The organism is Kitasatospora sp. NPDC001132, assembly GCF_053598415.1.
This window is the reverse complement of the sequence record NZ_JBSFKF010000041.1, coordinates 25,376-39,834: the sequence shown is the minus strand read 5'-3', so window position 1 is coordinate 39,834 and position 14,459 is coordinate 25,376. Positions and strand designations below refer to the sequence as shown.

General features: G+C 73.6%; 15 protein-coding genes. 4 read left to right on the top strand and 11 right to left on the bottom strand.

The annotated features are described in order from the left end of the window. Positions 1 to 68: 68 nt before the first annotated feature. Complete coding sequence (locus ACWDBE_RS34810) at positions 69 to 479, bottom strand: organic hydroperoxide resistance protein (RefSeq protein ID WP_449809941.1); 411 nt, start codon at positions 477 to 479, stop codon at positions 69 to 71. 171 nt (positions 480 to 650) lie between these two features. Between ACWDBE_RS34810 and ACWDBE_RS34805 the strand changes: the two genes are divergently transcribed. From ACWDBE_RS34805 to ACWDBE_RS34795, 3 genes are all read left to right on the top strand, one after another. After that, positions 651 to 1,124, top strand: a complete 474-nt coding sequence (locus tag ACWDBE_RS34805) for a MarR family winged helix-turn-helix transcriptional regulator (protein ID WP_449792869.1) — start codon at positions 651 to 653, stop codon at positions 1,122 to 1,124. A 324-nt stretch (positions 1,125 to 1,448) separates the two neighbouring features. After that, positions 1,449 to 2,021, top strand: a complete 573-nt coding sequence (locus ACWDBE_RS34800; RefSeq protein WP_392877724.1) for an RNA polymerase sigma factor — start codon at positions 1,449 to 1,451, stop codon at positions 2,019 to 2,021. Then, positions 2,018 to 2,821 (top strand): hypothetical protein, encoded by an 804-nt coding sequence (locus tag ACWDBE_RS34795; RefSeq protein ID WP_449809940.1) that lies wholly within the window; start codon positions 2,018 to 2,020, stop codon positions 2,819 to 2,821. The genes ACWDBE_RS34800 and ACWDBE_RS34795 overlap by 4 nt, the downstream gene beginning before the upstream one ends. 86 nt (positions 2,822 to 2,907) lie before the next feature. Here ACWDBE_RS34795 and ACWDBE_RS34790 read toward each other — a convergent pair whose 3' ends face one another. The 3 genes from ACWDBE_RS34790 to ACWDBE_RS34780 all read right to left on the bottom strand — a co-directional run bounded on the left by ACWDBE_RS34790 (position 2,908) and on the right by ACWDBE_RS34780 (position 6,165). Next, positions 2,908 to 3,618 (bottom strand): GAP family protein, encoded by a 711-nt coding sequence (locus ACWDBE_RS34790; protein ID WP_449792867.1) that lies wholly within the window; start codon positions 3,616 to 3,618, stop codon positions 2,908 to 2,910. Between the two features lie 215 nt (positions 3,619 to 3,833). Further along, positions 3,834 to 5,246 carry an argininosuccinate synthase gene (gene argG, locus ACWDBE_RS34785; protein ID WP_449809939.1) on the bottom strand — a complete coding sequence of 471 codons (1,413 nt, stop codon included), beginning with the start codon at positions 5,244 to 5,246 and terminating at the stop codon, positions 3,834 to 3,836. Between the two features lie 214 nt (positions 5,247 to 5,460). Then, positions 5,461 to 6,165 carry a rhomboid-like protein gene (locus ACWDBE_RS34780; protein ID WP_449809938.1) on the bottom strand — a complete coding sequence of 235 codons (705 nt, stop codon included), beginning with the start codon at positions 6,163 to 6,165 and terminating at the stop codon, positions 5,461 to 5,463. Between the two features lie 245 nt (positions 6,166 to 6,410). On the opposite strand from ACWDBE_RS34780, the gene ACWDBE_RS34775 reads away from it, so the two are divergent. Beyond that, positions 6,411 to 7,154 (top strand): rhomboid-like protein, encoded by a 744-nt coding sequence (locus ACWDBE_RS34775; protein ID WP_449792865.1) that lies wholly within the window; start codon positions 6,411 to 6,413, stop codon positions 7,152 to 7,154. Between the two features lie 88 nt (positions 7,155 to 7,242). Here the strand turns inward: ACWDBE_RS34775 and ACWDBE_RS34770 are convergent, their stop codons facing one another. From ACWDBE_RS34770 to ACWDBE_RS34740, 7 genes are all read right to left on the bottom strand, one after another. After that, positions 7,243 to 7,623, bottom strand: a complete 381-nt coding sequence (locus ACWDBE_RS34770) for a VOC family protein (protein WP_449809937.1) — start codon at positions 7,621 to 7,623, stop codon at positions 7,243 to 7,245. Between the two features lie 101 nt (positions 7,624 to 7,724). Next, positions 7,725 to 8,888, bottom strand: coding sequence for a methyltransferase (locus tag ACWDBE_RS34765; RefSeq protein ID WP_449809936.1), 1,164 nt, complete (start codon positions 8,886 to 8,888; stop codon positions 7,725 to 7,727). 291 nt (positions 8,889 to 9,179) lie between these two features. Next, positions 9,180 to 10,082 carry an STM4011 family radical SAM protein gene (locus tag ACWDBE_RS34760; RefSeq protein WP_449792862.1) on the bottom strand — a complete coding sequence of 301 codons (903 nt, stop codon included), beginning with the start codon at positions 10,080 to 10,082 and terminating at the stop codon, positions 9,180 to 9,182. 11 nt (positions 10,083 to 10,093) lie between these two features. Further along, positions 10,094 to 11,428, bottom strand: a complete 1,335-nt coding sequence (locus ACWDBE_RS34755; RefSeq protein ID WP_449809935.1) for an STM4012 family radical SAM protein — start codon at positions 11,426 to 11,428, stop codon at positions 10,094 to 10,096. After that, on the bottom strand, positions 11,425 to 12,267 hold the full coding sequence (locus tag ACWDBE_RS34750; RefSeq protein ID WP_449792887.1) for an STM4013/SEN3800 family hydrolase: 843 nt from the start codon (positions 12,265 to 12,267) through the stop codon (positions 11,425 to 11,427). The genes ACWDBE_RS34755 and ACWDBE_RS34750 overlap by 4 nt, the downstream gene beginning before the upstream one ends. A 41-nt stretch (positions 12,268 to 12,308) precedes the next feature. Then, a complete protein-coding gene (locus tag ACWDBE_RS34745; protein WP_449809934.1) occupies positions 12,309 to 13,433 on the bottom strand; it encodes an STM4014 family protein in 1,125 nt (374 codons plus the stop codon). 15 nt (positions 13,434 to 13,448) lie between these two features. Continuing rightward, positions 13,449 to 14,384, bottom strand: coding sequence for an STM4015 family protein (locus tag ACWDBE_RS34740; RefSeq protein ID WP_449792859.1), 936 nt, complete (start codon positions 14,382 to 14,384; stop codon positions 13,449 to 13,451). Positions 14,385 to 14,459 lie beyond the last annotated feature (75 nt).

The following is a 14,459-nucleotide window of genomic DNA, read 5'->3' as shown; positions in this document are numbered from 1 at the left end:
GGGAGCCTTGCGGGCCTCGGGATGCGAGCCTCGGGCGTACGGGCGGGGGTGCCTGGGCGTCCGACCGGTTACTCGACGACCAGCTCGACCGGGATGTTGCCCCGGGTGGCGCGGGAGTAGGGGCAGACCTCGTGCGCCTGCTTGACCAGCACCTCGCCGGTCTCGCCCGCGAGGGACTCGGGCAGCTCGACGCGCAGGACGACGGCGAGGGCGAAGCCGGCCTCGTCCTTGCCGATGGACACCTCGGCGGTCACCGAGACCTCGCTGGTGTCCACCCGGGCCTGCCGGCCGACCAGGCCGAGAGCGCTGGCGAAGCAGGCGGCGTAGCCGGCGGCGAAGAGCTGCTCCGGGTTGGTGCCCTGGCCGCTGCCGCCGAGCGCGGGCGGCATGGCCAGCGTGAGGTCCAGCCGGCCGTCGGAGCTGACGGCACGACCCTCCCGGCCGTTGGCGGTGGCGGCTGCGGTGTAGAGCGCGTCCATGGTGGCTTCCCTTCGGGTCCTGGGTGTTCGTGCGGTCGGTCGTCCGGGCGGTTGCGGGGCCCGGACCGCTTCGCGGCGGCCGCTCGGTGGTCGCTGCGTTGTAACCAAGTAGAGCACGCAATTCAATTGCGCACAACTAAGTCGCGCGCTGGCGATCGTTATCATGGGTCCATGACCACCAATCCCGGCCTGGCGGACGAGGAGCTGCTCCGCCTCGACCAGCAGATCTGCTTCTCGCTCAATGCGGCCTCCCGTGCCTTCGGCGGTGTGTACCGGGTGCTGCTGCGGGACCTCGGACTCACCTATCCGCAGTACCTGGTCATGCTGGTGCTGTGGGAGGAGGGCGAGCTGCCCGTCAAGCGGATCGGCGAGCGGCTGCGGCTGGACTCCGGAACGCTCTCCCCGCTGCTCAAGCGCCTGGAGGCGGCCGGACTGGTGCGCCGCGAGCGGAGCCCCGAGGATGAGCGGTCGGTCACCGTCCGCCTGACCCCCGAGGGGTCGGTGCTGCGCGAGCGGGCCGGGCTGGTCCCGCGCCGACTGCTCGCGGCGGCCGGGCTGCCGCTCGAGGACCTGGCGGCGCTGCGCGGGTTGCTGGACCGGGTGACCGCCGCGCTGGACGCCGCCGAGGTCGAGCCGGCGCCGTAGGGGCGTGGCCGACTGGAGCGGGGGGTGTTCGGGTGGAGTGGGGGGTGTTCGGGTGGGATGGCCCTGGGGTGGCCCTGGAAGGCTTGTCAAGCCATCCTTCCGTGAGCCTGTGATCTGGGTCACGTTTCGGATGCGTCCGTTGGGTTCGCGAGGGTGAAGCGGCAGGTCAGCGGCGCTGTCCGAATGTGAACGGAATCTTTCGGCAATTGTCCGCCCGATCCGGTCAACATCGCGGAGCTCCCGGACGGTTACACCACGAGCCCCAAGGGGCCGTCGGCGTGCCACCAGGTGGGCCGGCCAGCTGACCGACGAAAGGGGGGCCGCGTGAGCACTCCCGGGCCGGGCGAGGAGCGGGGACTGCGAGCCGACCCGCTCGGCGACCTGCCGAACGACTTCGAGGCCTTCTTCACCCGAGAGAACTCCGGGTACCTCCGCTACGCCCAGCAACGCCTGCGGCACCGTGAGGACGCCCAGGATGCCGTCCAGAACGCGGGCACCACGCTCTACAAGAACTGGCGCCGGGCCCTGGCCAGCCCCGATCCGCAGGCCTTCGCCTTCAAGATCGTCAAGGATGCCGTGGTGGACGTGCTGCGCGAGCGTCGCCGCACCGAACGCAAGCGGCTGCGGGTGATCGCCCAGCGCCGTCCCGACACCAGCCAGGACGAACTGAACGAGCTCGCCGAGCTGGACGCGCTGGACTGGGCGATGGAGGAGCTCGCGCGGGCCGCCCCGGTCCAGGCCGACGTGGTCCGGCTGCGTCAGGCGGGACTGTCCTACCCCGACATCGGACGCTCCCTCGGCATCGCGCACACCACCGCCCGCACCTACTACAGCCTCGGACGGCGCCACCTGGAGTACCTGCTGGAGCATCCGGACGACGGCGGGGCACGGACATGAGGGTCGCGGACCTGCTGCACGCGCACGCCGTCGAGCTGGAGCGGGAGTTCGACGACCACGATCCGGTGGCCTTCACCCGCCGACTGGCCGAGCGGCTCGCCGCCGTCCGGCGACCCGCCCCGGTGGTGCGCGAACGCCCCGACCGGCCACCCGCCGGCGCCCGGCCCCCGCACGCTCCGGCGGCGGGGCCCAGCCCGGGTGCGTCCGTGGCGGCGGGCTCCGGGACCGGCGCCGGGGCGGGGGTGGGGGTCGGCCCCGGAGTGCGGTCGGGCTCCGGGGCGGCGGCGGTTCCGGGACAGCTCAGGTGGGCCGGGGGGCGGGCGGAGCTGCGGCGCGACCTGCGGCACCTGTGCGCGGGGGTGGCGGGCGCGGTGGAGCCAGGGGAACTGGCCCTGGACCTCGAACTCGCCGAGAAGACCGCCTTCCGGACCCTCGGCTGCCTGTTGTACGGCATGGGCCGCACGGCGGACGGCGTCTTCTGGTGGCGGATAGCCGCTCAGTACGGGGACCAGCTGGCCGTGCACTGCCTGGCGGTGCACTACACCGCCGAGGGCGAGCGGCGCGACGCGGCCCGCTGGGCCGCCCAGGCCCAGGACCTGAGCGCCCCTGGCCGGCTGCCGGAGTTGGCGCCCGACGTCCGGCCGGGCGGGGCGGCGGAGCTGGCACGGCTGCTGGCTGAGCACTATGACGGCGAGATCCTTTTGACGGTGCGGGAGGCCGTGGCGGCGCGACCGAGGGCGCACCCCGGACGGTTGGGCGTCCGGGCGGTGCGGGGGCGGGGGGTGGTCCGGATCCGGTGACGGGTGCGGGTGCGGGTGCAGGTGCGGGTGCGGGTGCGGGGACGGGTGCGGGGACGGGTGCGGTGACGGGTGCGGCCGGTCGGGGTTCAGGCGAGCCCCGAGACGGCGGCGCCCAGGTACTCGGCGCCGAGCAGCAGCGGAACGGCGGTCATGATCGCCGCGTTGTGCGTGGCCGTCCAGGCCCGCCACTCGCCGAGGGTCTGCCGCGCGTGGTCGTTGCCCACGAGGTGGACCACGAGCGGCAGCAGGGTGCCCAGCGAGCCGAGGAGCACCATCAGGGTGGCGGCCACCGCCTTCCCGCCGATACCGATGCCGATGCCGGTAGTGATGCCGACCCCGACCCCGGCGCCGGGCGGCGCGGCGGCGATGGAGGCGGCCCCGCCGACGGCCGGGATCAGGGTCTTGGGGTGGGCGACGATCAGGACCACCGCGAGACCGGCGGACCGGGCGGCGGTCAGCCGGTCGATCGAGAGCAGCCAGGCCGGTGGCGCGGTGACCCGGCCGGGGCGGGGCCGTTCGCGCCACTGCCGGGCGGCCAGCACGAGGAGCGCGGTGCCGAGGCCGAGCTTCAGCCAGGAGGACCAGGTCGGCGTGGTGCGGGCCGGGTCCAGCGCGGTGCCCGCCGCGACGACGGAGGCCACCACCGTGGCCAGGCCGAGCAGCCAGCCGGCCGTGAAGGCGATCCCGTTGGCCCGTCCGTGCGGTGAGGCGAGGATCAGGAGGACGGCGATCAGCGGCAGCGGGCTGAGCGCGACCGCCACCGCGGAGGCCAGCATCGGGCCGATAGCCTCACCCATCTCCCGACCCGCCTTCCCGTCGCCGGGCACCGTCCGCCATTCAGCTACCGACGGGCGGTCGGCGCACGGCCGGTGCCGCCGTTCGGGTGAGGTCGGGTGGGGAGAGCGGGTGGGGGACGGGCGCGGAGTCACGAGTGGGGGCCGGCGCGGGGCGAGAGCGGCGGAGGGCCGCCGCACCGTTGGGGTGCGACGGCCCTCCGCGAGCGCGGAGCGTGTCAGTCGTTGCCGGACTCGATCGCCGCGTGGTCCAGCGCGGTGGGGTCCTCCTCGTCACCGGTGCCGGCCGCGATGGGAGCCGCACCGCCCGGAGCGAGCTCGCCGATCAGGCCGCTCCACGGCGCCAGCTGGCCGTGCACCGCGTACTGCTCCAGCTTGCTGCGCGAGTCGGCGATGTCGAGGTTGCGCATGGTCAGCTGGCCGATGCGGTCGTCCGGGACGAACGCGGCGTCGACGCTGCGCTCCATCGACAGCTTCTCGGGGTGGTAGCTGAAGTTGGGACCCTGGGTGTCGATGACCGAGTAGTCCTGCCCGCGCCGCAGCCGCAGGGTGACGGTGCCGGTGACCGGGTGGCCGATCCAGCGCTGGATGCTGTCCCGGAGCATCAGCGACTGCGGGTCGAACCAGCGGCCCTCGTACAGCAGCCGCCCGAGCCGCCGACCCTGGGTGTGGTACGTCGCGATGGTGTCCTCGTTGTGGATGGCGTTGAGCAGCCGCTCGTAGGCGATGTGCAGCAGCGCCATGCCGGGGGCCTCGTAGATGCCGCGGCTCTTGGCCTCGATGATGCGGTTCTCGATCTGGTCCGACATGCCCAGGCCGTGCCGGCCACCGATGGTGTTGGCCTGGTGGACCAGGTCGACGGCGCTGGCGAACTCCTGGCCGTTGATCCGGACCGGGCGGCCGAACTCGAACTCGATGGTGACGTCCTCGGTCTGGATCTCGACCGCCGGGTCCCAGAAGGCCACGCCCATGATCGGGCTGACGATCTCCATGGAGGCGTCCAGGTACTCCAGCCGCTTGGCCTCGTGGGTGGCGCCCCAGATGTTGGCGTCGGTCGAGTAGGCCTTCTCGGCGGAGTCCCGGTACGGGAGGTCCCGCTCGGCGAGCCACTCGGACATCTCCTTGCGGCCGCCGAGCTGGTCGACGAACGCCTGGTCCAGCCACGGCTTGTAGATCCGCAGGTTGGGGTTGGCGAGCAGGCCGTAGCGGTAGAATCGCTCGATGTCGTTGCCCTTGTAGGTGGAGCCGTCGCCCCAGATGGAGACGCCGTCCTCCTGCATGGCGCGCACCAGCAGCGTGCCGGTCACGGCGCGGCCGAGCGGGGTGGTGTTGAAGTACGTCTGCCCGGCGGAGCGGATGTGGAAGGCGCCGCAGGCGAGGGCGGCCAGGCCCTCCTCGACCAGCGCGGCCCGGCAGTCGACCAGCCGGGCCTGCTCGGCGCCGTACGCGCGGCCCCGGGCCGGGACGTCGGCGAGGTTCGGCTCGTCGTACTGGCCGATGTCGGCCGTGTAGGCGTAGGGGAGGGCACCGTGTTCGCGCATCCACGCGACGGCGACGGAGGTGTCCAACCCACCGGAGAATGCGATGCCGATCCGTTCACCGACCGGCAGCTTGCTCAAGACCTTCGACATGGATGCACCCTCTGACCCGCGAGGAGCGGGCCCCTGATCTAGCGATGTGTGACGGGATTCGGCGTAATCGATCCGATGCCCGAACTCTGGCATAGATTTGCAGAGTAATGCAAGGGCATACGGAATCCCCGGTGGCGACGGTGGCTCGCCGGGCCATCGCATGCGGGTCTTGTGTCCGGCCAACTCCGTTGGGCGGTCCGGTGGTTGGGGGGGATCAGGGCGCCTGCCCGGACCGCCGGGTGCGCAGCCAGGCGGTACGGGAGGCGAGTACGCCCAGCCCGAGGGCGACCAGGTGGCCGGCGTCGGCCAGCTGCTGGTCCAGCGCCCAGGCGGTGGCCAGGGTCAGCGCGAGCGCCGGCAGGCCGTAGCGGCGCAGCGGGAGCGGGCCGAGGGCGAGCAGACAGGCGCCGGTGGCGACCAGGCCGTAGCTGATGCCCACGTCGCGGGCGTGGGAGAGCGCGCCGGGGATGCGGGCGGTCACCATCACCCACATGGCGCCCTCGGTGAGCAGGGTGGCGCCCAGGTGTCCGAAGAGGAAGACCGCTCCGGCCCGGGCCGGCCCCCAGCGCCACTCGGCCAGGCCCAGGGCGGCGGCGACCGCCGCGATGCCCGCCCAGGCCGGGACGCCGTCGACCACCAGGCCGCTGGTGAACAGGGTCCACCACTTGCCCACTTCCAGGTGGTGGACATTGCTGCTGTTGTGCCGGACGAACCGGGCCCGCTCGGCATGGCCCTGGCTCGCCAGCCAGGCTGCCGTCACGGTCAACAGCAGGACGTACGCCGCGGTCAGCCGCAGCCGGGCGGCGGCTCCCAGGGCGGAGAACCTCGGGGCGGCGGCCTTTGGGGCGGCGGCTCTCGGGGCCGGGCGCCGGGAGGCATCGGGGCCGGTCGGTGTCCTCGTCGTGAGGCGATCGCTCATCGTGCCTGGTGCCCTTGTTCGGCGGTTCCCGGTGAGGGATCGCCCGGTGCGCGGCCGGGAAGCCCGCGGCCGGACGGTCCGAGCGCCAGCGTACGCGAGCGGCCGGAAGGCGGTGGGGGCCGGAGGCGGGTGTGCGGTCCGGGGCCGGGAACCCTCGTGCGGTCGCGCATCGGCCTCGGTCGTGGCGGGTGGCGGTGGAGCCGGGTGGGGGTGAGGGTGAGGGGAGCAGCGTCGAGGAGGCGTCGATGGCCGATAGCACCGCCGGGGGCTCCGAAGCGCACCGGCGGCCCTGGTGGGCGCGGGCAGGCCGCGCGGTGTGGGCCTACGTCCGGCGCGCGCCGGGCACCTACATCTGGCTGGCGATCCTGCTCGTCACCACGCAGGTGATCAGGCACGTCGATCCGGCGACCGCGGACCGCATCCTGCATCGGCGCTCGACCAACCTCCACCACCTCCAGGTCTCGCCGGTGCGGGTCCTGGCGACCAGTGCCCTGTGGATCGCGGGCGGTGGTTGGCCGCTCTACTTCCTGCTGTACAACGTCTTCCACGTGCCGGCCGAACGGTGGCTCGGCACCCTGCGCTGGATCTCTGTGGCGGCTGTCGCACATGTCGGCGCTACCTACCTCAGCGAGGGCGTGCTCGGCTGGGCGATCCGCCGCGGGTTGGCCCCGCCGAGGGCCGTCTACACCCTGGACTACGGCGTCAGCTACGCGCTGGCCGGGGTGGTCGCGGTACTCGCCTACTTGATCGTGCCGCCCTGGCGGTACCTGTACGCGGCAGGGGTGCTGGTCGTCTACGGACTGGGTGTGCAGCAGAGCCGGGACTACACCAGCATCGGTCACTTCAGCGCGGCGCTGATCGGATTCGCCTGTTATCCGCTGACGCGGGACCACCCGGGATCCTTCGACCCGGTCGCCTCGACCAGGGCGCTCTGGCGGCGGGCACGCGGGCGGTGGGCGCGCGGGCGGGCCGTGATCGGCCGCTCGTGACGGCGGACGCCGACCGGCCCGCTGTTGCCCGGTCCGCTCCGTACGAGCGGGCCGGGCAGCGGTGGCGTATGCGACGGGCGCGGGGCGGCTACGGGCCGACTCGCTGGGAGACGCAGAGGATGTGGCCCTCGCTGTCCTTGGACCAGGCCGCGTGCATGCCCTCGCCCTCGGCGACGCCGTCGACGGTCCGCAGGTCGGGGAAGTCGTACCCCTCGAAGGTGATGCCGCGGCCGCGGAGGCCGGTCATCTCGCCATCGAGGTCGGCGACCTTGAAGCTGGCGAGGGTGTGGGCGGCCTGACCACCGCTGGGGGTGCGGTAGACAGTGCACTGGGTGCCGCCGCTGTCGCAGACGAATTCCTCCGCACCCTCCTCGGTCAGCTTGAGGCCGAGGGCGTCGGTGTAGAAGGCCTTGGCGCGGGCGAGATCGGTGGCGGAGATGACTGCTTGCAGCGGAGCGTCTCCAAGCATGGTGTTTCGCCTCCTCCCTGTCACCGGGCTAGGGACGCGCGGGCCGTGCCGCCCGGTGAGCGCAGGACCGCGTCGGGCCGTGTGCGGGAGGCTGCCGGGAGTCATGCGGGGGCCAGCCTCCAGAGCGAGGTGACCTCGGCGGCGCGGGCGGCGCGCAGGAGGGGATCGGACCGATCGGGGGCGGTGGCCCGGGGGTGGCGGGGGACGGTGTCGAGACGCCCGGTGATGCGCAGCCCGGCCTCGGAGACGGCGCCGAGCAGGTCGGCGCGGGAGCGCAGGCCGAGGTGTTCGGCGAGGTCGGAGAGGACGAGCCAGCCCTCGCCATCGGGCAGTAGACGGTCGGCCAGGCCGTCGAGGAAGCCGCGGAGCATGCGGCCGTCCTGGTCGAACACGCCGTCGTCGAGGCTGGAGCTCGGGCGGCCGGGCAGCCACGGGGGATTGCACACGATCAGGGCGGCCCGGTCGTGGCCGGGAGGGTAGAGGCCGGTGCCGGCGATCTTGATGCGGTCGGCGAGCCCGAGGCAGCGGGCGTTGTCTCGGGCGCAGGCGAGGGCGCGTGGATTGGCGTCGGTGACCAGGACCTCGCGCAGTCCGCGCCGCGCCAGGAGCGCGGCGAGCACCCCCGTGCCGGTGCCGAGGTCCTGGGCGGTGGCCGTGGGGTCGGTACGGGCGGCCGGTGGCAGCGGCGCCCGGGCGACGAGGTCGACGTACTCGCCGCGGACGGGTGAGAAGACCCCGTAGTGCGGGTGGATGCGGGCACCGAGGGCCGGAACCTCGACGCCCCTGGTGCGCCACTGGTGGGCGCCGATCACACCGAGGAGCTCGCGAAGGGACACGATTCTGTTGTCAAGGAGCGGTCCGTAGGCCGCCAGGCAGGCCTCGCGGACGTCGGGCGCCCGGTGGAGCCGGATGCGGTGGTCCGCGCCGAGCGGCACCAACAGCGTGCCGAGGACACGCGCGAGGCGGGCGCGTTCCCGACGGTGCTGCCGGAAGGCATCGGCCGGGGAGTCGGGGGTGGATCGGGGCCGGCGCCGCTCGGCGCGGCGGCGCATGGCGTGCAGGAGGCGCAGTGCGCCGGGGTAGGTGCCCTGCCAGAGCAGGGCGGTGCCCTCGCACGCCAGGCTGTAGGCGGCCCCGGCGGACAGGGTGTCGTCGGCGGCGATCAGGCGCCGCGGCGGGGGTGCTCCGTTCTCGCTGTGCCAGGGTGCGGGCAGGGTGGAAGAGATGGGCAGGGCGATGATGCCGGGCCGGTGGGTGTCGGACACCGGGACTCCTCGTGGTCGATCGTGCAGGGGACACGAAGAGCGCTTCGACGAGGAGGTGAGCAGCAGGCGCGTCGGGCGGTGGCGCCGCCGGGATGGCGGGCGCGGGGCGTCAGGCCGGGTGCGGCTCACGCGTCGAAGCGCGAGCCGAGGTGTCACCGAGTACGAGGCCCGGCACGACGGCGGGCCGTATACCACTGATCATCTGCGGGCCTCCTTTCCGAATGTCCGAACCAGCTGGTCCTGTGCGGATGTTCGTACGCTTTCACACAGAGTGGTTGGATCGCAACCGATTTATCGCCGGCCCGCCGGCCAGTCGTGCGGCACGCGCTCCAGCACGCCCGCGCCGAACAGCTCGTACAGTGGCAGGGTCTCCAGATGGACGTAGCCGATGTGACAGTCGCAGACCGGCAGGGGGCAGGCGCGCGGCCGCAGTCGGGAGCGGTAGCTGCCGTCGTAGAGGTTGCCGAGGACGTCCCGGACGAAGTGGCAGCGGCGCACGGTGCCGTCGCCGTCGACCGACAGTACGGACTCCCCGGTGCGGCACGGCAGCCCGGCGCTGGGGTGGGCGTGCCGGCTGTAGCCGAAGTGCGGGTCCACCGCGGCCCACTGGGCGGCCTCGGCGTCGGTGTAGGCGAGGCCCTCGGCGGCGTTGACCCACAGGTAGACGCCGTCGGAGAGCTCGGCGCGCAGCCGGCGGGCCTCGGTGAGGTGCTCGGGTTGGCCGACCACACCGACGCTGTAGCGCACGCCGAGTGCGTCCAACTCGCGGCACTTGGCGAGGAAGCGCTCGCGGGTGACCTGGCCGGGGTGGAAGGTGACCCAGAGGGCGAGGGCGTCGAGGTCCGCCTCGGCGAGCCAGCCCGTGCGGCAGCTGAGGTTGGTCTGGATCGCGACGCGGCGGACGTGCTGCAGGTGGCTCAGCTCGACCAGCGCGCGGCGGTACCAGGACCGCACCAGCCCCTCGCCCCAGGGGGTGAACAGCAACGACAGGGTGTCGCCGGTGTCCGCGCGCCCGGCGGCCCAGCCGGTGAAGCGCTCCAACGCGGCCCGGTCGGCCCGAAGTTGCTCGGGGCTGTCGCGCCGCTTGGCGAACGGGCAGTACGGGCAGTCGTAGTCGCAGGAGGCGAGCGGACCGCGGTAGAGCAGCGTGAGGCTCCGCGCGCCGTCCTCCGGCAACGGTGGGGCGGAGGGCATGCCGAGGAAGGTCATTTCGCCTCGTACGCGGCCATCCGGGCCCGGACCTCGGGCGAGAACAGCACCGGCCCGACGGCGTCCGAGTGCGCCAGCCCCTCCGGGCTGAGCCGCAGGTACGCCGGATCGCCCTCGGCGAGCCAGCCGCGCTCGGCGAACCCGGCCAGCTCCGCCGGGAAGTCCTCGACCGGTGAACTGCCGAACCGGGCGCGGTAGTCCGCCAGCGCCATGCCCTCGGCCTGGAGCAGCGACTGCACCAGGTGCCGCCGGCGGGGCTCCTCGCCGCCCATCCAGTGGCCGACCTCGGCCCGGTGGAAGTCCTCGGTGGCGACGTAGTCGTCGATGATGCCGCGCACCGCGGTGGCGTTCACCGCGTAGTCGAAGGAGTAGTGCAGCCGCGAGGTGTAGGAGCGGGCGCCGCAGCCGAGCCCGACCATGCCGTCGGTCTGGCAGGCGTACTCGCTCGCTCCGGCCTGCGGGGAGGCGGCGCGGCGGAACATCCGCATCGACACCTGCTGGTAGCCGTGGGCGAGCAGGTGGTCGCGGCCGGCCCGGTAGAGCGCGAGCCGGCGGGCGTCCCAGGCGGCCTGGCTCTCCTGCTCGCCGCGCCGGGCCAGGCCGGTCAGCGGGCGGACGTACAGCGGGTAGAGGTACAGCTCCTCGGGCTGCCAGGCGAGCGCGGTGTCCAGCGAGCGGAGCCAACTCGCCTCGGTCTGGCCGTCGATGCCGTAGATGAGGTCGATGTTGAGCACCGGGAAGCCGGCCGCGCGGATCCGGCCGAGGGCGGCTTCCACCTCGGCCCGCTTCTGCGGGCGGACTGCGGAGCGCGCCTCGGTGTCGTCGAAGGACTGCACGCCCAGGCTCAACCGGGTGGTGCCCCGGGCGGCCAGCACCTCCAGCCGGTCGGCGGTCGCGGTGGCGGGCGAGGCCTCCACCGAGAGCGGTACCGCCCTCAGGTCGGCGCCCATCCGCTGCTCGGCTATGTCACACAGCCGCTCCAGCTCACCGGCCGTCAGATAGGTGGGGGTGCCGCCGCCGAACGCGGCCAGCGCGAACCGGGCCCCGTCGTCCAGTGCCGAGCGCACCGCCGTGGCCTGGCGCTCCAGGGCGTCCAGGTACGCCGTGGTCAGGCCCTCGGGGCTGCCGATCCGGGTGAACAGGTTGCAGAAGCCGCAACGGACCTCGCAGAACGGTATGTGGAGGTAGAGCGAGAGCGCGTGCTGCGCCTCGCCGGCCCACAGCTCGCGCAGCGGGGGACGCCCGGGCAGCGGGCGGTAGGCCGTCTTGTGCGGGTACGCGTAGACGTACGACTGGTACGGCGAGTCCGGGCGCGGGGGTGCGGTGGTCATGCGTGCTCCTCGGAGGTCGCGGTGGGGTGCGCCGCCCGGGCGGGGAGGGTGAAGTGCGCGTACGGGACCGTCCAGACCACCTCGTGGCCGATCCGGTGCCCGGTGTAGCCGTCCTCGCCGTAGGCGGTGCCGTGGTCGGAGCAGACCATCGCGAAGCAGGGGCGGCGGGCGCTCATCGCGGCGAAGAGGCGGCCGATGTGCGCGTCCACGTACTCCAGGGCGGCGGCGTGGCTGTTCCGGGAGTCCCCGTGCTCACGAGTGGCGTCGGGCAGGTGGAACCAGTTCGGCTGGTGCAGTGCCGAGACGTTCAGGAAGAGGAACAGCGGCTGGTCGGCGGGCTGTTCGGCGGCGACCCGCTCGGCCCGGGCGACCTGCTCCTCGAAGGACGTCGGCGACGCCACGCCCAACTCGGGCGCCCAGTGGCTCTCCTGGAAGAGCCCGGGCAGCACCGAGCCCAGCGGGCCCTGCTTGTTGAAGAACCCGACACCGCCGATGCACACCGTGCGGTACCCGGAGGCGGCCAGGGCCGTCGGCAGGTCAGGGGCGTCGAACACCCAGGTGCGCGGGGCGGTGCTCTCCGAGCCGGCGAAGCGGGCGGCGAACAGGCGCGGGTGCGGGCCGTCTGGAGAGGCCGGTGTCGGCAGGAAGCCGGCCAGGATCGCCTGGTGGGCGGCGTAGGTGAAGCTGCCGGGCGCGTGCCGGCGCTCCCAATGGCCGCCGGGGAGGACGGCGGCGAGGTTCGGGATGCGGCCGGCGGCGGCCAGCTCCTCGGCGACGTCGAAGCGGAGCGTGTCGAGGGTGACGAGCAGCAGGTCGTGGGAGCCCACGACGGCGTTCATGTCGGGAGCGGGAGCCGGGACGGGGGCGGTGTTCTGGTGGTTCATCGAGCGGGTTCCGTGATCTGGTGGTCCGTCGCCACGGGGGACGACGGGGAGGGGGCGGTGAGTGCGGCCAGCTGGGCGCCGTAGGTGTCCAGACCCTCGGCGGGGCCGCCGGGCAGGCCGGTGAGGTTGGGGAGCAGGTCGCCGAAGGCGTTCACCTCGCCGACCAGGGCGCGCCGCCAGCCGGCCGTGGGCAGGACGTCGACACCGACCATCGGTGAGCCGGGGAAGCAGGCCGCCGCGCGTTCGGCCGTCTCCAGCAGGGCCGGCCAGGCCGGCCCCGCCGTCTCCCGGGCCTGCTCGACGCTGCCGCGGGCCCCGCCGAGGTGCAGGTTGGTCATCGGCTGGGTGCTGGTGCGCACCACGGCGTGGGTGGCCCGGCCGGCGACCACCACGACCCGCAGGTCCGCGGAGCGGCCGGACTGCGAGGCCTTCGGGATCCACTGCTCGACGTGCAATCCGTCCGGTGCCAGGGCGTCGACGATCGCGGCGACCTCCCGCTCGTCGCGGTAGCGGCGCACCCGCAGTGAGTTGTGGAGCCGGCCGTCGGCCAGCTCCACCGAGGTGGTGGCCTGCAGTTGCCCGCGCGGCCCGAACTCCAGGGCCATCACCCCGGAGGCGGAGGAGCCGTGCGCGGGCTTGACGAAGACCCGGCGCAGGCCGGCCTCGGCGAGGCGCTCGCGCAGGTGCTCCCAGTCGGTGACCTCGCCGCCGAGCGCCCTGGGCACTGGCACTCCGCCCGCAGCGAGCAGGGCGTGCGCCCGTCGCTTGTCGAACATCACGGCGATCTCCTCCGGATCGCCGAGCAGCCGCACGCCGGGCCGGGCGGCCAGCCCGCGCAGCGCGGCCATGACGCCCTCGTACCAGACGGCCGTGCCCTCGACCCTGGTCGGCGCGTAGCCGCAGCCCAGCGCCGGGCCGCGCAGCAGCCTGTCGACCTCCGGCTCCTCGCCGGGCGACTCGACGCGCAGCAGAGCGCCCTCGGGCAGCCGGTACCGGCCACGCAGCACGTCCAGCCAGGGCAGGACGGCGGGCTCGGGCAGTCCGGCGGCCCGGGCCGCGGCCGCGAACAGCGTCACCCGTCGGTGCCCAGGATTGCCGAGGACGGTCAGCCGCATGGTCATCGCCTCCGCACCCGCCTACTCGGCGACCGAGACGTAGCGGTCGTCCTCGTCGTCCATCTCGTCGCCCTCGGCCTCGCTGAGGTCGATCTCGACCCCGGGCAGGGCCTCCCGCAGGCGCTCCTGCAGCGCGTCACTCAGGTAGTGGTGGTGCAGGTCGAGGGCGCGCAGGTGGGTGAGCGGCTGGCCCTCCAGCAGGGCCGTGGCACCCTCGTCGGAGAGCACGCCCATGGAGAGGTCGAGCGACTCCAGCCGGGCGACCACCGGGGCGTGCGCCACCGCGGCGGCGATCTCGTCCTGGAACTCGCTGTTGGCCAGCCCGAGGTGGCGCAGCCTCGGCAGCCGGGTGCCGTCCAGGAACGGCGCCAGGTCGTCCGGCGTGGCGTCACCGCCGTACTCGTCCACACCGAGCCAGAGGTCCAGGCGCTCCAGCGCGGGCAGTTCGGAGCCGGCCACCGCGCGCACCACGGTGGCCGGAAGGCCGCCGGACTCGAATCGCAGGCTGGTCAGCCGGTCGTGCCGGACCGGCTCCAGGGCGAGGTCCATGCCGCCGCGCACGGCCAGCGACCTCAGCCCGGGGAAGGCGTTCAGCAGCGGGGTGACGTCGTCCATCTCGAGCCAGGAGATCTCGCACTCGTCGTACGTCACCTCACCGAGGAACAACGCCTCCAGGGCGGGCAGGCGCCGAGCGTCGGCGGTGACGGCCTCGACCGCGGGGCCCACGGAGGTGTAGCCGTCCTGCCACCAGGCGCCGATCACCACGGCGCGCACACCGGCCGGATCGACCTCCTCCAGGAAGGACCGCCAGAGGTGGGCGAAGTCCTGCTTGGAACCGTATTCGAGGGACAGCCGCCAGGCGACGGCGCCGGCGGCGGGCCGCGGCCGGGCGTCGTCGGGCGTGAACTCGTGGATCGGCAGCTCGTGGAAGCGTTCGATGTGGCGGGAGACGGCCATGTCGGATCCTGATGGGTCGAGTGGTCGGACGGATGGTCGGACGCGTGCGGGAGGTCGGCCGGTGCGCGCGTGAGG